Consider the following 17,519-nt stretch of genomic DNA (forward strand, 5'->3'; position numbering starts at 1 on the left):
CCGACGGTTTGCCGGGCGGGGCGCGCGGTCCCGTAGTGTGTGCCCCTGCGCGTCGGTAGCTCAGCGGTAGAGCACTCGGTTTACACCCGAGCGGTCGGCGGTTCGAAACCGTCCCGACGCACCCTGGCCCTTCCCGTGAGAGCCCTCTCATCCGGGCCTCACGGACGGCTCACACCGCCGCAGCACTCTTCTCGTACAGCGGGCCGCACCGGCCCCCGACGAGAGGAACCATGATGAGGAAGCTGCTTCCCACCACCCTGCTGGGTGTCGCCGGCCTGACCGCCTTCGGCCTGATCGCCATGTCGTCGCCGGTCGTCTCCTCGACGCCCGACGAGGCCACCAAGCGTGAGGACGACGCGCCGTCGCTCGTCCTGGTCGCCGATGACGACGACGACGACACGAACGACGACGACGACGATGACGACACGCGCACCAACAGCCCGTCGTACACCGACCAGAGCCGCGACACCAACGACAACACCAACAGCCGCGTGACCGACGTGAGCCGCGACCGCGACAAGAGCCGTGGCGACAAGACGCGCGACTGGACCCGTGACGGCGGCGACAAGACGCGCGACAAGACGGCCAACAGCACCAACGACCGCAGCCGCAACGACACCCGTCGCTGACGGCGAGCGGTGAGGGAGGCGACCATGGGCAGGAACGACGACGGCTGGCACCTCGCGGAAGGGGAGCTCCTCGCGCCCGGGCTGAGCGCGCTGCGCCGCCTGGGCGGGGGCGCCGCCTACGAGGCGTGGCTGTGCTTCGACGAGGTGACCTGGTCGCCCGTGGTCGTGAAGGCGCTGCGTCCCTCGCAGCTCGAGGACGAGTCCTCCCGGCGCGGCCTGCGCCGGGAGGTCCTCGCCCTCGCCACGGTGAACCACCCGGTCGTCGTCCGCGGGCTGCGCGACGGGCAGGACGGCGACCGCCCGCACGTCGTGCTCGAGCACGTCGACGGACCCCGGCTCTCCAGCCTGGTCCGCCGCTACGGGCGACTGCAGGAGCAGCAGTACCTCCCGCTCGCCATCGACGTCGCCGCGGCCCTGCACTACTTCCGCCACATCGGGTGGACCCACCTCGACATCAAGCCGAGCAACGTCATCATGGGCGCGCCCGCACGGCTCATCGACCTGTCGGTCGCCCGCCCCGAGGAGGACGCCCGCCGCCTCCGGCACCCGATCGGAACCGACGCCTACATGTCGCCCGAGCAGTGCGACCCGGGTGCCTCGCGGGAGGAGGGCGGACCGGTGCCGTCGTACGCCTCCGACGTGTGGGGGCTCGGCGCCACGCTGTTCCACGCGGTCGCCGGCCGGCGGCCCTTCGAGCACGGCGACCCCGACGCGGACGACGTACGCCGTCGCTTCCCGCAGCTCGTCGACGCTCCCGGTGCGCTGCCCGACGACGTGCCCGCGGTGGTCGCGGACGTCATCGCGGCGTGCCTGCGCGTCGATCCCGACGCGCGCCCGTTGCCGCACGAGGTGGCCGAGGCGCTCGAGCCGGTGCTGGCCGGGCTGCCGCGCGGTTCCCTGGCCGGCTTCAAGATCAGGGGCTGAAGGATCAGGGGTTGAGCCGGTAGCCGACGCCGCGCACCGTGGCGATCGACCCGGTGCCGAGCTTCTTGCGCAGGTAGCCGACGTAGACGTCCACGACGTTGGACCCGGGGTCGAAGTCGTAGCCCCAGACCAGGTCGAGGAGCTGCTCCCGGGTCAGGACCTGGCCCGGGTTGAGCAGGAAGATCTCGGCCAGGGCGAACTCGCGCGCCGACAGCTCGGACTCGCCCTGCGGTCCGGAGATGCGGCGCGTGCGCCGGTCGAGCCGCAGGGCGCCGACGACCAGGTCGTCCCCGCTGGTCGGCGCGTCCGCCGGCGCGAGGGCCCGCAGTCGCAGCCGGATGCGGGCCATCAGCTCGGCAAAGCGGAACGGCTTGGCCATGTAGTCGTCGGCCCCGTTGTCGAGGGCAGTGACGGTGTCGGTCACGGAGTCGCGGGCGGTCAGCACGATGACCGGCATCCGGCTCCCCTGGGAGCGCAGCTGGTCGAGCACCTCGAAGCCGTCCATGCCGGGCAGGCCGATGTCGAGGACCATCAGGTCGAAGCGCCCCGACAGGGCCTCGTCGAGCCCGCGGGGACCGTCGCCGGCGACGGTCGGGTGGTGGCCCTCGGCGCGCAGGCCCTTGGCCACGAACGAGGCGATCCGCTCCTCGTCCTCCACGATCAGGATCTGGGCCATCGGGTGTGCCTCCTCGGCTGGTCGGTCATCGGTCGATCGCGCGGTCGGGCAGGACGATCTCGACGTGCGCGCCGTGGGGCTCGGCGTCGGTGATGCGTACGACGCCGCCGTGGGCGTCGGCGATCGCGCGCACGATGCTGAGCCCGAGGCCGAACCCGTCGTCACCCGCGCGCACCTGGCTGCGGCCGAAGCGCTCGAGGACGGCGTCGCGGTCCTCGGCGGGGATCCCGTCGCCGGAGTCGCGGACCCACAGCCGCACCTCGCCGTCGGCGCGGGCGGAGCCGATGACGACCTCCGCGCCCGGGTCGGTGTGCTTGACCGCGTTGTCGGCCAGCTGCAGCAGGGCCTGGGTGATGCGCTGCTCGTCGAGCACGGCGCGTCCGCGGGCCACGTCGTCGAGGCGCCACGCACGGTCCCCGAGGGCGGTGGCCTTGGCCAGCACCGACTGGGTGAGGCCGGACAGCTCGACCTCACCGAGCACGAGGAAGTCGGGGCGCCGGCTCTTGGCCAGCAGGATCAGGTCGGTCACCAGCCGTGACATCCGGTCGACCTCGTCGAGCAGCAGGTCGCGGGTCTCGGCCAGGTCGTCCGGGTCGCGGGGGTCGAGGAGCTCGAGGTGGCCGCGGACCACCGTGAGCGGCGTCTTGAGCTCGTGGCCGGCGTCGTCGAGGAACTGGCGCTGGGCGGCGAACCCGGAGTCGAGGCGCTCCAGCATGCCGTTGATCGTGCGGGTGAGCGCGGTGATGTCGTCGTTGCCGCGCTCGGGGATGCGCCGGGACAGGTCGGTCGTGGTGATCTCGCGCGCCGTCTCCTCGAGCGTGCGCAGGGGAGCGAGCAGGCGGCCGGACTGGAAGGCGGCGATCGTGGTGATGAGTCCCAGCGAGAGCAGCGCGATGAGGGTGTAGGTCTGGAGGGTGCGGTCGAGCTCCTCGTGCTCGTCGCGCAGGAAGTTGACGATCACCAGCGCACCCTCGCCCTGGGTGTTGGTCACCGGGACGAGCGTCACCCACGTCTCGCCGAAGGTGGGGGACTCGATGACGCGGGTCCCGCCGGCCCCGGCGAGGTCGGCCAGCGCCTCCCGGTAGGCCGGCTCGTCGAGGACCTCCTGCCCGTAGCGGTTGGCGGTGCGCTCGGGCGTCTCGCCGCGGACGTAGCCGACGAGCATCTCGTCGTCGTCGGGCACGTTGCGGGTGAGGAAGACGTTGAGCACCCGGCCCACGTCGTCGAACTCCTCGCCGGTGTTGGGGTCGACCCGCAGCGCGCGGAACTCGGCGATCTCCTGGCTGATCTGCGCGGTGACCTGGCGCTCGATGCGCGCCGACTCGAGGGCGTAGACGAGCAGTCCGGCGCCGGTCATCGCCACCGCGGTGAGGAGGGCGATGACGACCGTGAGGCGGGTGCGGACCGAGATGCGAGCGAAGCGGCGACGGGCACGGTCAGTCGTCTCCGTCTCCGTCGTCGTCGGCGTCGTCGCCGTCGTCCGTGTCGTCGTCATCGTCGTCCCACTCGTCGTCGTCATCCTCCCCGATCGGTGTGGGCTGAGGGGTCACGACCACGGCATCACCGCCACCGCCGCCGTTGCCGCCACCACCACCGCCGGTGCCACCGCTGCTGCCACTACTGCTGCTGCGGTCGTCACCGTCGTCGTCAGGCGACGCGGTGGTGGGGGGTGGAGCCGGCGGGGCGGGGGCGGGGGACGGCGGTGTCGTCGCGGAAGGCTCGGGCGGGGTGGTGCGCCCGTCCCGGGGCCGGTCGCCTCGTCCGTCCCGGCGACGATCGTCGCGGCGCTCGCGCTCGCGCGTGCGGTCGGTGGCCGGCTGCTCGTCTGCGACGTCGGGGGCGTCGCGCAGGATCACCGGGCTGTGGTCGGTGGGGGACGGTGCGCCGGGCGAGGCCAGCGACCCGGCGACGTACGCCGTCACCGGCACCACGACCGCCAGGAGGAGGAGCACCCTGGTCACCTGTCCCATGCCGGCGATCGTCGTCGCGCGGGGTGGGCGCAGCGTGAGACGCGGATGAGAGCGTTCTTAGGGTCCGCTCGTCGGTCCGTCACGCCGTTCGTCGACGTCGACGTGCCGTCCGTCGCACCCGCCGTCCGACCCCTCGCAGCGGCGGGTGACGCGTGCCACAGTGGGCGCATGATCGTCCCCTTCAGCGTCACCGACTTCATCGAGCGCGCCGCGGCCGTCTACGGCGAGCGGCCGGGATTCATCGACGAGCCCGACCAGCCCGCCGCGTCGCTCGGCACGCTGACCTACGCCGAGGCGTACGACCTCTCCCGCCGCCAGTCGGCGCGGCTGGACGAGCTCGGGCTCGAGGTCGGCGACCGTGTCGCGATCATCAGCCACAACTCCGCGCGGCTGCTGACGTCGTTCTTCGGGGTCTGCGGGTCGGGCCGGGTGCTGGTGCCGATCAACTTCCGGCTGCGGCCGGACGAGATCGCCTACATCGTGGCCCACTCCGGCGCGCGGGTCCTCTACGTCGACCCTGAGCTGGTCGACTCGCTGAGGGGTGTCGACGTCGAGCACACCTTCGTGCTCGGCGAGGACGACACGATGTTCGCCGCGCCCGGCATCGAGCCGCGCCCGTGGGAGCCGGACGAGAACGCGACGGCCACGATCAACTACACCTCGGGCACGACGGCGCGGCCCAAGGGCGTGCAGCTGACCCACCGCAACCTGTGGACCAACGCGGTCACCTTCGGCCTGCACGCCGGCGTCACCGACCGCGACGTCTACCTGCACACGCTGCCGATGTTCCATGCCAACGGCTGGGGCATGCCCTTCGCGATGACCGGCCTCGGTGTGCCGCAGGTGGTGCTCCGCAAGGTCGACGGCGCGGAGATCCTGCGCCGGGTGCAGCAGCACGGCGTGACCGTGATGTGCGCGGCGCCCGCCGTGGCCGCCGCCGTGCTGGAGGCCGCGCAGGACTGGGAGGGCGAGATCCCCGGGCGTGACCGGGTGCGGATCATCATGGCCGGCGCCCCGCCTCCGACGAAGACGGTCGTGCGCGTCGAGGAGGAGCTCGGCTGGGAGTTCGTCCAGATCTACGGCCTCACCGAGACCTCGCCGCTGCTGACCGTGAACCGCTCGCGGGCCGAGTGGGACGACCTGCCGGCCGAGGAGCGGGCCGCGAAGCTGGTGCGGGCCGGCGCGCCCGCGATCGGCGTACGCCTGCGCACCGACAGCGAGGGCGAGGTGCTGGCACGCTCCAACGTCATCCTCGAGGGCTACTGGGAGCGGCCGGACGAGACCGGGAAGGCGCTCGTGGACGGCTGGTTCCACACCGGTGACGGCGGCGTGATCGGCGACGACGGCTACCTCACGATCAGCGACCGCAAGAAGGACGTGATCATCACCGGTGGCGAGAACGTCTCCTCGATCGAGGTCGAGGACGTGCTCTTCTCCCACCCGGCGGTCGCCGAGGTCGCGGTCATCGGCGTCCCGAGCGACAAGTGGGGCGAGACCATCAAGGCCCTGGTCGTGCTGGCCGACGGGGCCAGCGGCAGCCCCGACACGGAGGCCGAGCTGATCGCCTGGTGCAAGGACAAGGCGGCGGGCTACAAGGCCCCGACATCGATCGAGTTCCGCGACGGGCTGGCCCGCACGGCGACCGGCAAGCTGCAGAAGTTCAAGCTGCGCCAGCCCTACTGGGAGGGGCAGGAGCGCCAGGTCAACTAGCGCCTGCTCGATACTGGGCCGCATGCCCACCCTCGCCGACGTCGTCGACCTGCTGCACGCCTGGTACCCGCCCGGCACCGCCGACTCCTGGGACGCCGTCGGCCTCGTGGCGGGGGACCCGTCGGCGGAGGTCGAGCGGGTGATGTTCGCCGTCGACCCGACGGTCGAGGTCGCTCACGAAGCCGTGGAGTGGGGCGCGGACCTGCTCGTGGTGCACCACCCGCTCTTCCTGACGCCGGTCAGCTCGGTCGCCGCGGACACGCCCAAAGGGCGCACGCTCCACACGCTCACCGCCGGGGGGTGCGCCCTGCTCGCCGCCCACACCAACGCCGACCAGGCCGTCGGGGGAGTCTCGGAGTCGCTCGCGCTGGCGCTCGGGCTCACCGACCTCGCTCCGATCAGGCCGGCGCCGGCGGCCCCGCTCGACAAGGTCGTCGTGTTCGTGCCGGTGGGCTCCGCCGACGCCGTACGCGCCGCGATGACGGAGGCCGGTGCGGGTCGGCTCGGCGACTACGACTCCTGCACCTGGACCGGGACCGGCGAGGGGCGCTTCCGGCCGCTGGACGGGGCGACGCCCGCCGTCGGCGCGGTCGGCGACCTCGAGGTGGTCGAGGAGGCGCGGGTCGAGGCGGTGGTCCCGCGCTCGCGTCGTACGGCGGTGGTGCGGGCGTTGCTGGCCGCGCACCCCTACGAGGAGCCGGCCTTCGACGTCGTCCCGCTCGCCGACCCCGGTCTCGCGGCGACCGGCACCGGACGGGTCGGCAGGGTCGAGGAGACCACGCTCGAGGGGTTCGCCGCGCGGGTCGGCGCCGCGCTGCCGGCCACCGCCCACGGCGTACGCGTCGCCGGCGACCCGCAGCGGCGGGTGCGGCGGGTCGCGGTGTGCGGCGGCGCGGGCGACTTCCTCCTCGACGAGCTCGCCCACAGCGACGTCGACGCCTACGTCACCAGCGACCTGCGGCACCACCGGGCGGCGGAGTTCCTCGAGCACGGCGGCCCGGCGCTCGTCGACGTCGCGCACTGGGCGGCCGAGTGGACGTGGTTGCCGGCGGTGGAGGCTCGGCTGCAGCAGGCGCTGGGCGATAGGGTCGGCACCCGGGTCAGCACACGGTGCACCGACCCGTGGACGTTCCGCCCCTGAACCCCCCGAATGTCGAAGCAGGAGAGCCGTTGAAGGCCGATCCCACCCACCAGCTCGCGCTCCTCGACGTCGCCGAGCTCGACCGCCGCGCCGCCCAGCTGCGCCACCAGCGAGGCCACCTGCCCGAGGCGGCCGAGATCAGCACGCTCGAGGCCGAGCGCACCGAGCTCACCGACCGGGTGCGCGACGCGCGCATCGTCGTGGACGACCTCACCGTCGAGCAGGCCAGGGCCGACCGCGAGGTCGAGCAGGTCAAGGCACGCCGCGAGCGCGACCGCAGCCGCATGGACGCCGGGCAGATCACCAACCCCAAGGACCTCGAGCGCATGCAGCACGAGCTCGTGTCGCTCGAGCGGCGCATCTCCACGCTCGAGGACGCCGAGCTCGAGGTGATGGAGAAGCTCGAGGAGGCCCAGCAGGTGCTCGACGGTCTTGGCATCCGTGCCGAGGACATCGACGCCCGGCTCGCCGAGCTGGTCGCCGCGCGCGACGAGAAGCGCGCTGCGATCGACCGCTCCCTCGACGAGGTGGCGTCCGCGCGTGGCCCGGCGATCGAGGGCATCCCCGACGACCTGATGGCGCTCTACGAGCGGCTGCGCGAGCAGAAGGGCATCGGGGCGTCGCTGCTGCGGTCGCGCCAGTGCGGCGGCTGCAACATGACCCTCGACGCCTCCGAGCTGTCGCGCATCCGCTCGGCGCCGGACGACGAGGTCGTCCGGTGCGAGGAGTGCCAGCGCATCCTGGTGCGCACCGACGAGTCCGGCCTCTGAGGGACTGACGCGTCGTGCGCCTCATCGACGCGGAGCTCGTCGCCGAGCGCAGCCGTACGTCGCTGCGTGCCCGCGTGGCCCGGCTGCGGGCCAAGGGGTGGGTGATCGGCCAGTGCGCGGTCGCCGCCGGCGTCGCGTGGTGGCTCGCCGCCGACGTCTTCAACCACCGGCTGCCGTTCTTCGCGCCGATCGCGGCCGTGGTGTCGCTCGGGATGTCCTACGGCCAGCGCCAGCGGCGGGTAGCAGAGGTCACCGTCGGCGTGGCGCTCGGCGTCTTCCTCGGTGACGCGGCCACCCACCTGATCGGCTCGGGCGGGTGGCAGATCGCGCTGATCGTGGCCGCCGGCATGTCCATCGCGCTGCTGCTCGACGCCGGGCAGCTGATGATCATCCAGGCCGCCGTGCAGGGCATCGTCGTCGCCGCGCTCGCGCCGGCGCCGGGCGACGCCTTCATCCGCTGGACCGACGCCATCATCGGCGGAGCGGTGGCGCTCGTCGCAGCGACCGTGGTGCCCCGCGCCCCGCTGCGCAAGCCGCGCGACCAGGCGGCCGTCGTGGTGCGCAAGATCGCCGAGCTGCTCCGCTCGTCGGCCGACCGGATCGGGGACGGCGACGTCGACAAGGCGCTGGCCGTTCTGCGCGACGCCCGGTCGACCGACTCGCTCATCGCCGAGCTGCGTGCGGCCTCGTCGGAGGGCCTGTCGGTGGTGAGCTCCTCGCCGTTCCGGCGTCGCCACGGCGAGCACCAGCGCCAGCTCGCCGAGCTCGTCGAGCCGCTCGACGTGGCCCTGCGCAACACCCGCGTGGTGGTGCGCCGGGTGGCGGTGGCCAGCTATCGCCGCGAGCCCGTCCCGTCGTCGTACGCCTCCCTGATGCGCGACCTGGCGGCCCTCGCCGAACGGGTCGCCGACGAGCTGGTGGCCGACCGGATGGCGGTGGCGGTCATCGACGACCTCATCGCGCTGGGGCACGCCACGGCGCAGGTCGAGCACAGCGACGACCTGTCCGCGGAGGTGATCCTCGCCCAGGTGCGCTCGATCATCGCCGACCTGCTGGCGCTGTGCGGGATGGACCCGCTCGAGGCGACCGACGTGATCCCGCTGCGCTGACCGCTCAGACCTCCGTCACCACGACGTCGAGCTGGGTGCCCTTCGCGGTGGGCGCGCCCGTCTCGACGGCCCAGCCGAGCCGGGTGAGGGTGTCGGCGAGAGCCGTAGGGGTGCGGGGATTGGCGCCGTCCTCGAGCAGGGCGCGGACGATGCGGCCCTTGGTCGCCTTGTTGAAGTGGCTCACCACGCTCCGCTTCCCACCGGACTCGTGGAGCACGCGCACCGTCGCGACGCGGCGGGCGACCTCCGCCGGCGGCCGCCAGAAGGCGGCGTACGTCCCGGAGCGGAGGTCGACGAGCAGGCCGGTGCCGACCGCGTCGCTGACGGCCTCGCCGAGGACCTCGCGCCAGGCGCCGGCCACCGAGCCCGTGCCGGGGGCACCGGGAAGGGTGGCGTCCCCGGAGAGGCGGTAGGCCGGGATCCGGTCGCCGGGTCGGACGAGGCCGAACAGCGCGCTGGTGATCGCCACCCGCGCCGTCGCGCGCCGACGGGCAGCGGGGGAGAGGGTGTCGAAGCCGAGGGCGTCGTAGAGGACCCCGGTGTAGATCGCGTCGGCGCGGGCCGTCGGCGCGTGGTGAAGGTCGGCGTTGCGCTGCACCAGGTCGCGCTGGGCCGGGCCCAGGCCGAGCACCGCGGCCGCCGTGTCCGGGTCGTCGCCGCAGAGCTGCACCAGCGCCTCCAGCAGCGTTGCGCGGGTCGGCGTCAGGGACGGCGAGGACAGCGAGGCCAGGTCGAGCGGCTTGCCACGTCGGGGAGCGGTCTTGCCCTCGCTGGGCGGCAGCAGGATCAGCACGCGCGCAAGCGTAGGCAGCGCGCGCCGCGACCTCCCGGCTAGGGTCCGGGTATGCCCAGCAACCGCGTGGTCAAGGTCCGGTCGACAGGCGACAGCGTGACGGCGCAGGAGATGCGCGACGGCATCGCCGCCATCCAGGCCGACCTCGAGGTGACACCCAACTTCCCGGACGCTGTCGAGCGGGCTGCCGCCGAGGCAGCCGCAGCGCCCCGCCTGCCCGAGCTCGACCGCACTGACATCCCGTTCATCACCATCGACCCCGAGTCGGCGCGTGACCTCGACCAGGCGATGCACATCGAGCGGGACGGGTCCGGCTACGTCGTGCACTACGCGATCGCCGACGTCGCCGCCTTCGTCACCGCTGGTGACCCCGTCGACGTGGAGGCCAACCGCCGGGGCGAGACGCTCTACGGCGCCAACTCCAAGATCCCGCTCCACCCCACCGTGCTCAGCGAGGGAGCCGCGTCGCTGCTGCCCGACGAGGTGCGCCCGGCGCTGCTGTGGACCATCAAGGTCGACGAGACCGGCGAGGGCACCGACGTCGAGGTCGAGCGTGCGCTGGTGCGCTCGCGCGCCAAGCTGTCCTACGAGGGCGTGCAGGCCGACCTCGACGCCGGGAGGGCCGACGAGCTCATCGGCCTGCTCAAGGAGGTCGGGGAGCTGCGCCTGGCCCGGGAGGCAGCTCGCGGCGGGGTGTCGCTGCCCCTGCCCGAGCAGGAGCTGGTCGAGAACGGCGACGGGCACTGGGAGCTGGAGTTCCGACGGCTGACCCCGGTCGAGACCTGGAACGCCCAGATCTCCCTCCTCACCGGGATGGCGGCCGCCTCGCTGATGGTCTACGCCCGCGTCGGCATCCTCCGCACCCTGCCGCCGGCGGATCCCCACGACGTACAGCGCCTGCACCGCACCGCCCGCGCCCTCGGCATCTCGTGGCCGGCCGAGCAGCTCTACCCCGACTTCGTCCGCACCCTGGACCCGTCGAAGCCGACCCACGCCGCGATGATCGTGGCGTGCACGCGCCTGCTGCGCGGTGCCGGCTACGTGTCCTTCAACGGCGAGCTGCCCGAGCTGGCGCAGCACTCCGCGCTCGCCTCGGAGTACGCCCACGTCACCGCGCCGCTCCGCCGCCTCGCCGACCGCTACGCCGGCGAGGTCTGCGTGGCGCTGTGCGCCGGCACCGACGTGCCGGCGTGGGTGATCGAGGCCATGCACGAGCTGCCCGACACGATGACCGAGTCGGGGCGCCGCGCCAATCGCTACGAGAACGCCATCGTCGACCTCTGCGAGGCCGAGCTGCTCCACGACCGGGTCGGCGAGCGTTTCACCGCTGTGATCGTCGACCTCGACGAGAAGAGCAAGCAGAAGGGCGACATCACCATCCAGGACCCCGCCATCGAGGCGCGGGTGACCGGCTCGGGCGACCTGCCCCTCGGCGAGGAGGTCACCGTCGAGCTGGCGACCGCCGACCCGAAGATGCGCAAGGTGGAGTTCCGGCTGGCGTGAGCCACGTACGGCGGCGCGTCGGACGACCACAACTCAGCCGGCAGCAGCCGCCTGAGCGGGGCTGACGATGACGGCCGCGACTTCTGGTCGTCCGACGCTCCGGGCGACCTGGGCCAGCACCCAGCGCACGTAGGCCTGGTCGTGCATCACCTGCTCCCAGGTGAACCGCAGCACCCGCCAGCCGTTGATCACCAGCAGGTTGTAGCGCGCGCAGTCGCGTCGGTGGGCCTTGCGCGAGGCGTGGAAGGACCACGAGTCGGCCTCGAACGCCAGACGGAGCGCGTGACACACCAGGTCCGGGTGGATGGTGCCGGTGCCGAGGTCGACGGCAGCCTGGGGCTCCACGACGATCCCGGCCTCGACGCAGAGGGCGCGGAGGACCGACTCGAAGGGGTTGGCCGCACGGCGATCGGCGTGGCGCAGCACGAGCCGTACGGCGTCGGCGCCCGCACCGCGTACGTCGATCGCGTCGAGGTCGGCACGCGTCACCAGCCCGGACCGCAGGGCGGAGTCGGCGATGGCGAGTGCCTCGTCGAACGGCAGGATCCGAGCACAGTCGACCACCGTGCGTAGCGGCGTCGTCACACCGTCGACGACCTGGTCGTCGGCGACGTTCGCCCAGTGGATCGAGACCCCCGCGCGCTGCTCCGGTGAGAGCTTGCGGCCGCGCCTGACCATCAGCTCCGGGACGTGCGGTTGCGCCTTGAGCGCCCATCCGTGATGGGCTGCCGCGCTCCGCAGGCACACGATCGCGGTGAGCCGGGACGCCACCTGACGGGCGTCGTCGGCCGTCGGCAGCGCGTAGTGGCCCCGGCTGAGCCGCACGACCCGGCCGCGGGCGAGGCCCCGGCGGAGCCGCCGACGGGTCGTCAGCCGCAGCAGGTCGCGAGCGCCGGCGATCCCGCCGAGACGTTCGAGTGCTGGAGCGGCGTCCATCCGGTCAGCCTGCCGCGAGGAGGTCCCGCTCCGCTCGCGTCATCCACAGGCGCGTCAGACGACCACAACGTCGTACGGCCGCCCCCTGACACGCTCAGGCAGCGGTAGGCGTGCGACTTCGGGTCGTTCGACGCGCCGGGCGGGGGAGTGGGTCGGCCTGTAGGCCGGGTTCTGTCCCGCTCACGCGGGGGCGACCATCCATCTGCGACGACCGTTGCCGGCCGCCTGGTGCGATCTACCCGGATGCTCGGGCGGGCCGCCCTCGAACGCATCCTGTCTGATCTTGCTCCGGGTGGGGTTTGCCTAGCTGCGCCGGTCGCCCGGCGCACTGGTGGTCTCTTGCACCACCGTTTCACCCTTACCGCCCGGCACGCCGGGAGGCGGTCTGTTCTCTGTGGCACTGATCCCGCGGGTTTCCCCGGGTGGCTGTTGGCCACCACCCTGCCCTGTGGAGCCCGGACCTTCCTCGACGCCTCACCGAAGGTGCGGTGCCGCGGCCGCCCGGCCGACCCACTCAAGGGCGAGTCTAGGGGTGCGTCAGCACCTCGGCGCCATCCTCGGTGACGAGGAGGGTGTGCTCGAACTGCGCGGAGCGGCGGCGGTCCTTGGTCACGACGGTCCAGCCGTCGTCCCACATGTCGTAGTCGGGCGTGCCGAGGTTGAGCATGGGCTCGATGGTGAAGGTCATCCCGACGCGGATCTCGTCGTCGAAGCGCTCGTCGTCGTAGTGCGGGATGATCAGCCCGGAGTGGAACGCGGTGCCGATGCCGTGGCCGGTGAAGTCGCGCACGACGCCGTAGCCGAAGCGCTTGGCGTACGCCTCGATGACGCGGCCGATGATGTTGACCCGGCGGCCGGGCTTGACCGCCTTGATCGCCCGGTCGAGCGCCTCCTTCGTGCGCTCGACGAGCAGCCGGGACTCCTCGTCGACGTCGCCGGCGAGGAAGGTGGCGTTGGTGTCGCCGTGGACGCCGCCGATGTAGGCGGTGATGTCGATGTTGACGATGTCGCCGTCCTCGACGACCCGCGCGTCGGGGATGCCGTGGCAGATCACCTCGTTGACGCTGGAGCACAGCGACTTCGGGAAGCCGCGGTAGCCGAGCGTCGAGGGGTAGGCGCCGTGGTCGCAGAGGAACTCGTGGCCGATGCGGTCGAGCTCGTCGGTGGTGACACCGGGTACGACGTGGGAGCCGACGAGGTCGCGCGCCTGGGCGGCCAGGCGGCCGGCGATCCGCATGCGCTCGATGGTCTCGTCGTCCTTGACCTCCTCGCCTTCGAACCGCTGCGGTTTCGGCAGGTCGACGTACTCCGGACGGACGATGTGGGCGGGCACGGCACGACGCGCAGATACCTCTGCGGGGGATACGACAGGCACGGCGCGAGTGTAGTTTCGGCGCATGAGCGAGAACGAATACTGGTTCTGCCTGACCCACCACACGGTCGAGGGCAGGGACGGCTGCAAGAACGCCGACCGCCTCGGGCCCTACGCCTCGTCCGCGGAGGCCTCGCGTGCGCTCGAGAAGGTCGAGGAGCGCAACGAGGAGTGGGACAACGACCCGAAGTGGAACGACGACGGCCCGGGCTCCGGCGACGGCCTCACCGACGGCACCCCGGACAACTGATCACTTCTTCTTCTTGCTCTTCTTGCCCTTGACGGGGTTCGCCGCCTGAGCCACGTCGGCGGCGGCACGGACGCTCTTCAGGGCGCGCTTGGTGTTCTTGTCGAGGGTCTTGGTCAGCTCGGCGATCGCCGCCTCGTACTGCTTGCTCACCCGGGCCGCCGTCTCGGCCGCGACCCGCTCGGCGGTGTCCTGCGCGACCTTCTGGACCATCGCGGCGGTGCTGATCGCCTGGCTGCCGGCGTCGGCGGCCCGCCCGGCAGGGGAGCGCCGTGCCGAGGTCGCCACGGGCTTGGTGGACGGCTTCGTGGCGGTCGTCTTCTTGGTCGTGCTCTTCGCGGTCGTGGTCTTCTTGGCTGGGGTCTTCCTGGCGGTCGACTTCGTGGCGGTGGACTTCGCCGCGGTCTTCTTCGTGGCGGGCGCCTTCTTCGCCGTTGTCTTCCTGGTAGTCGTCTTCTTGGCCGCGGTCTTCTTCGCGGGCGTCGTCTTCTTGGCCGTCGTCTTCTTCGCTGGAGTCTTCTTGGCTGGAGTCGTCTTGGCGGTGGACGTGGTGGCTGCCGTCTTCTCGGCCGGGGTCTCGCTCACGGAGGGCTCCTCGCGTCGTCGGGAAGCCCGATCCTGCCGCGCCGGACGCGGGTTGTCACCGACCCGCGTGTCGGCGCGAGCGTCAGAACGTGTGCTCGGCGCCCGGGAAGGTGCCGCCGCGGACGTCGTCGGCGTACGCCCGGGCCGCCTCGAGCAGCACCCCGTGCACGTCGGCGTACTGCTTGACGAAGCGCGCCATCCGGCCGGTGCGCAGGCCGAAGGCGTCCTGCCAGACGAGGACCTGGCCATCGCAGCCGGCGCCCGCGCCGATGCCGATGGTCGGGATGGTCAGCTCCTTGCTGATCCGCTCCGCGACGTCGCCGGGGACCATCTCCATCACGACGGCGAACGCCCCCGCTTCCTGCACGGCACGGGCGTCGGCGATGACCCGGTCGCTCGCGTCGCCGCGACCCTGGACGCGGTAGCCGCCGAGGGTGTGCTCGGACTGCGGGGTGAAGCCGATGTGGGCCATGACGGGGATGCCGCCCTGCGTGCACTTCTCGATGACGGGGGCCATCTCGGCGCCACCCTCGAGCTTGACGCAGTGGGCGCCGGCCTCCTTCATGAAGCGGACCGCGGTGAGGTAGCCCTGCTCGGGCGAGGCCTGGTAGCTGCCGAACGGCAGGTCGCCGACGACCATCGCGCGCTTCACCGACCGTGCCACGGCGCGAGTCAGGGGGAGGAGCTCGTCGACCGTGACGGGGAGGGAGGTCTCGTTGCCGAAGACGTTGTTGCTGGCGGAGTCGCCGACGAGCAGCAGGTCGATGCCGGCCTCGTCGAAGGTCGCAGCGGTGTACATGTCGTACGCCGTCAGCATGGTTATCTTGTCGCCCCGCTCCTTCATCTCCCGCAGGTGATGGGTGCGGACCCGCTTGACCGGCGCAGCCGGGGCGGTCGGGCCTGAGCCGTAGGGGGCAGTCTCTTCAGGCATGCTCACTCCTCGTCATCTCGCGGCTCCCTGATGGAGTCCACGGACCGTTCCTCAGGCTAGTCGCGACCGGCGGGTAGGGCGCTGTGGCGACGGTCACGCTCAGCGCGGGGACACGCGTACGACGCGGTCGCGCGCGCCGTTGTCGGTGGTGACGAGGAGGTCGCCGTCGCGCGCCGACGTGATCGACCGCAGCCGGCCGAGCCGCTGAAGCCGGGGCGGGCGCGTCACCGCGGTGAGGGCGCCGGCTGCGTCGAACCGCATGAACAGCACCTCGGAGCCCTTCAGCGCGGCGACGGCGAGGGTCCCCTCGAGCGCGCCCCACTGCGAACCACGCACCCACGCGGCCCCCGAGGTGGCGATCGTCGGGGTGCCGGAGGACCAGGCGGCGTCCTGTTGCTCGCCGGGCAGCGACTGGTCGGTCATCGGGACCGTCTCGTCGTAGCCCGGGACCGGGTTCCAGCCGTAGTCGCCGCCGGCGACGAGCCGGTTGACCTCGTCGTCGCGATAGCTGCCGTGCTCGACCGACCACACCGAGCCGTCGTCGCGCTGGGCCAGTCCCTGCACGTTGCGGTGGCCGTAGGTCCACACGAACCGTCGCGCGCTGCTCGCACCGACGAAGGGGTTGCCGGGCATCGGTGCGCCGGTGCGGCGGTGCACCCGCAGGACCTTGCCGCCGAGCGAGTCGAGGTCGCGCGGGTTGGTGCCGACCGCGGCGTCACCGGTGCCGACGAGGAGGGCGTCGCTGTCGCGGTCGAGCAGCAGCCGACAGCCGCCGTGGCGGCCCGACGTCGAGGGCAGGCCGGTGAGAAGGGTGCGACGGCTGCTGAGACGGGTCCACCTCCTGTCGACGCGCCAGCGGCTCACCTGCACGTGGGTGCCGCCCCTCGCGCTGCCGTGGCACGCCCACAGTGTGCGCGCGGCGGGGTCGACGGCGAGGGACATCAGCCCGGTCTCGCCGGAGACCCACACCAGCCGCGACAGGTCGGCCAGGGTCCGTCGCTTGCCCTTGCGTACGACGCTGATGCGGGCGCGGTCGCGCTCGGAGACGACGAGCCGGCCGCCCGTGGCCTGCTGGACGTCCCACGGGTGCTGGAGGCCGCGCGCCACCGTGCGGACCCGGAGCTGCGGGGCGCGCGCCTTCTGGGCGCTCACCGTGTCGGCGGCCGCGACCGACGGCGGTGGACCGGTCGGCAGACCGCCGGTGAGGGTGCCGGTGACGAGGAGGGCGACGAGGGACACGGACGCGCGGGTGCTGCGGACGGTGAGGCGCACGACGTCGACGCTAGGGCCGGCGGCGATGCTGGGTAAAGGTCTCTCGCGTCAGCGGTCCAGCGGCCGCGCGAGCTGGATCCCGACGCGGGTGGTCTCGTAGCCGAGCCGGGTGTTGAGCGTGCGCATCGCGGCGTTGCCGTCCTGGGTCCAGGTGTAGACCTCGTCGATGCCGTGCTCGGCGGCCCAGGCCAGGGTGACCAGCTTGAGGTGGACCGCGAGGCCGCGGCCGCGCCAGTCACGGCGTACGGCCGTCAGCCCGTTCTCGGCGCGGGTCGGCTCGTCGGCGTCGCGACCGAGCCCGGCGCACCCGACGACCTCACCGTCGTGGAGGGCGAGGAACATCGGGTCGACCAGCCAGTCACGCGCCCACCGCTCAGGGCTGACGTCGAGCGGGGTGTCGACGGCGAAGTCGGCGAGCGCCTCGAGGCCGAAGCGCTCGTACGCGGCTTCCCACAGGCCCGGCCGTTCCTGGGCGGTGACGACCTCGACGCCGTCGGGGGCCGGGGGTGGTTCGACGGGTCCGGTCAGGCGATAGGTCTGCTCGACCTCGCGGTTGACCTCCTCGAAGCCGAACCGGTGGGCGAAGGCCAGGGCTCCGTCGTCGTCGGCACCGGCGCGCAGCGTCGGCAGACCGAGGTCGGCGACGTGTGCGACGAGACGCTCGAGCAGCGCCGTACCGACACCTCGGCGGCGATGGCCCTCCAGCACCCGCGGGATCACCGAACCGCCGCCGCTCGTGTCGGATGGCTGGGCCAGGCCGTGCCCGACGACCTCTCCGTCCACGCGCGCCAGGAGCATGAGACGTGCGGGCTTGTCGCCCTCCCGCAGCTCGGCGAGCGACTGGGTCCGCTCGTAGGGCACGACGGCGATCCGGACGCGCCGCCACTCCTCGTAGTCGTCGTCGGTGACGCAGGGGCTGATGTCGAGGGCCATGGGGGGAGCCTGTCGCGT

At 72.6% G+C, this 17,519-nt stretch carries 18 protein-coding genes, 1 tRNA gene and 1 other RNA gene; 9 read left to right on the plus strand and 11 right to left on the minus strand.

The window, feature by feature from the left end; translation table 11 throughout:
- Nucleotides 1-49: 49 nt before the first annotated feature.
- The 3 genes from ACNKF0_RS08150 to ACNKF0_RS08160 all read left to right on the plus strand — a co-directional run bounded on the left by ACNKF0_RS08150 (nucleotide 50) and on the right by ACNKF0_RS08160 (nucleotide 1,553).
- A tRNA-Val gene (locus ACNKF0_RS08150) sits at nucleotides 50-121 on the plus strand.
- Between the two features lie 112 nt (nucleotides 122-233).
- Nucleotides 234-629, plus strand: coding sequence for a hypothetical protein (locus ACNKF0_RS08155; RefSeq protein WP_416957335.1), 396 nt, complete (start codon nucleotides 234-236; stop codon nucleotides 627-629).
- A 24-nt stretch (nucleotides 630-653) separates the two neighbouring features.
- Complete coding sequence (locus ACNKF0_RS08160) at nucleotides 654-1,553, plus strand: serine/threonine-protein kinase (protein WP_299931830.1); 900 nt, start codon at nucleotides 654-656, stop codon at nucleotides 1,551-1,553.
- A gap of 4 nt (nucleotides 1,554-1,557) precedes the next feature.
- Here ACNKF0_RS08160 and ACNKF0_RS08165 read toward each other — a convergent pair whose 3' ends face one another.
- From ACNKF0_RS08165 to ACNKF0_RS08175, 3 genes are read right to left on the minus strand one after another with little or no spacing between them, the layout of a single operon-like run.
- The gene (locus ACNKF0_RS08165; protein WP_299931828.1) at nucleotides 1,558-2,229 is read right to left on the minus strand and encodes a response regulator transcription factor; all 672 of its coding nucleotides are present in this window, start codon (nucleotides 2,227-2,229) and stop codon (nucleotides 1,558-1,560) included.
- 25 nt (nucleotides 2,230-2,254) lie between these two features.
- Nucleotides 2,255-3,724: a sensor histidine kinase gene (locus tag ACNKF0_RS08170; protein ID WP_299931826.1), complete on the minus strand. Its 1,470-nt coding sequence runs from the start codon at nucleotides 3,722-3,724 to the stop codon at nucleotides 2,255-2,257.
- Nucleotides 3,666-4,199 carry a hypothetical protein gene (locus ACNKF0_RS08175; protein ID WP_416957338.1) on the minus strand — a complete coding sequence of 178 codons (534 nt, stop codon included), beginning with the start codon at nucleotides 4,197-4,199 and terminating at the stop codon, nucleotides 3,666-3,668. The genes ACNKF0_RS08170 and ACNKF0_RS08175 overlap by 59 nt, the downstream gene beginning before the upstream one ends.
- Before the next feature lie 168 nt (nucleotides 4,200-4,367).
- On the opposite strand from ACNKF0_RS08175, the gene ACNKF0_RS08180 reads away from it, so the two are divergent.
- The 4 genes from ACNKF0_RS08180 to ACNKF0_RS08195 are packed head-to-tail and all read left to right on the plus strand — an operon-like array spanning nucleotide 4,368 to nucleotide 8,929.
- Nucleotides 4,368-5,909 (plus strand): AMP-binding protein, encoded by a 1,542-nt coding sequence (locus ACNKF0_RS08180; protein WP_416957340.1) that lies wholly within the window; start codon nucleotides 4,368-4,370, stop codon nucleotides 5,907-5,909.
- Nucleotides 5,910-5,931: 22 nt separating this feature from the next.
- Nucleotides 5,932-7,050: a Nif3-like dinuclear metal center hexameric protein gene (locus ACNKF0_RS08185; protein WP_299931820.1), complete on the plus strand. Its 1,119-nt coding sequence runs from the start codon at nucleotides 5,932-5,934 to the stop codon at nucleotides 7,048-7,050.
- Nucleotides 7,051-7,079: 29 nt separating this feature from the next.
- Entirely contained in the window at nucleotides 7,080-7,820 is a 741-nt protein-coding gene (locus tag ACNKF0_RS08190) for a zinc ribbon domain-containing protein (RefSeq protein ID WP_299931816.1), read from the plus strand.
- A 14-nt stretch (nucleotides 7,821-7,834) separates the two neighbouring features.
- Complete coding sequence (locus ACNKF0_RS08195; protein WP_299931814.1) at nucleotides 7,835-8,929, plus strand: FUSC family protein; 1,095 nt, start codon at nucleotides 7,835-7,837, stop codon at nucleotides 8,927-8,929.
- Nucleotides 8,930-8,933: 4 nt separating this feature from the next.
- On the opposite strand, the gene yaaA is transcribed toward ACNKF0_RS08195, so the two are convergent.
- On the minus strand, nucleotides 8,934-9,722 hold the full coding sequence (gene yaaA, locus ACNKF0_RS08200; protein WP_299931812.1) for a peroxide stress protein YaaA: 789 nt from the start codon (nucleotides 9,720-9,722) through the stop codon (nucleotides 8,934-8,936).
- Nucleotides 9,723-9,773: 51 nt separating this feature from the next.
- Between yaaA and ACNKF0_RS08205 the strand changes: the two genes are divergently transcribed.
- Nucleotides 9,774-11,225, plus strand: coding sequence for an RNB domain-containing ribonuclease (locus ACNKF0_RS08205; protein WP_299931810.1), 1,452 nt, complete (start codon nucleotides 9,774-9,776; stop codon nucleotides 11,223-11,225).
- Between the two features lie 33 nt (nucleotides 11,226-11,258).
- Here ACNKF0_RS08205 and ACNKF0_RS08210 read toward each other — a convergent pair whose 3' ends face one another.
- From ACNKF0_RS08210 to map, 3 genes are all read right to left on the minus strand, one after another.
- On the minus strand, nucleotides 11,259-12,161 hold the full coding sequence (locus tag ACNKF0_RS08210) for a DUF559 domain-containing protein (protein ID WP_416957344.1): 903 nt from the start codon (nucleotides 12,159-12,161) through the stop codon (nucleotides 11,259-11,261).
- A 144-nt stretch (nucleotides 12,162-12,305) separates the two neighbouring features.
- An RNA gene (gene rnpB, locus ACNKF0_RS08215) (RNase P RNA component class A) lies at nucleotides 12,306-12,674 on the minus strand.
- Nucleotides 12,675-12,687: 13 nt separating this feature from the next.
- Nucleotides 12,688-13,560: a type I methionyl aminopeptidase gene (gene map, locus ACNKF0_RS08220; RefSeq protein ID WP_416957346.1), complete on the minus strand. Its 873-nt coding sequence runs from the start codon at nucleotides 13,558-13,560 to the stop codon at nucleotides 12,688-12,690.
- Between map and ACNKF0_RS08225 the strand changes: the two genes are divergently transcribed.
- Nucleotides 13,559-13,783, plus strand: a complete 225-nt coding sequence (locus tag ACNKF0_RS08225) for a hypothetical protein (protein ID WP_299931786.1) — start codon at nucleotides 13,559-13,561, stop codon at nucleotides 13,781-13,783. The genes map and ACNKF0_RS08225 overlap by 2 nt on opposite strands.
- Here ACNKF0_RS08225 and ACNKF0_RS08230 read toward each other — a convergent pair whose 3' ends face one another.
- From ACNKF0_RS08230 to ACNKF0_RS08245, 4 genes are all read right to left on the minus strand, one after another.
- On the minus strand, nucleotides 13,784-14,365 hold the full coding sequence (locus ACNKF0_RS08230; protein ID WP_416957348.1) for a hypothetical protein: 582 nt from the start codon (nucleotides 14,363-14,365) through the stop codon (nucleotides 13,784-13,786).
- An 82-nt stretch (nucleotides 14,366-14,447) separates the two neighbouring features.
- On the minus strand, nucleotides 14,448-15,296 hold the full coding sequence (gene panB, locus ACNKF0_RS08235; protein ID WP_416957350.1) for a 3-methyl-2-oxobutanoate hydroxymethyltransferase: 849 nt from the start codon (nucleotides 15,294-15,296) through the stop codon (nucleotides 14,448-14,450).
- A gap of 99 nt (nucleotides 15,297-15,395) precedes the next feature.
- Complete coding sequence (locus ACNKF0_RS08240) at nucleotides 15,396-16,568, minus strand: PQQ-dependent sugar dehydrogenase (RefSeq protein ID WP_416957352.1); 1,173 nt, start codon at nucleotides 16,566-16,568, stop codon at nucleotides 15,396-15,398.
- Between the two features lie 48 nt (nucleotides 16,569-16,616).
- On the minus strand, nucleotides 16,617-17,501 hold the full coding sequence (locus ACNKF0_RS08245; protein WP_416957355.1) for a GNAT family N-acetyltransferase: 885 nt from the start codon (nucleotides 17,499-17,501) through the stop codon (nucleotides 16,617-16,619).
- Nucleotides 17,502-17,519: the final 18 nt, after the last annotated feature.

Source organism: Nocardioides sp. T5, from assembly GCF_048161455.1.
Classification (GTDB): domain Bacteria; phylum Actinomycetota; class Actinomycetes; order Propionibacteriales; family Nocardioidaceae; genus Nocardioides.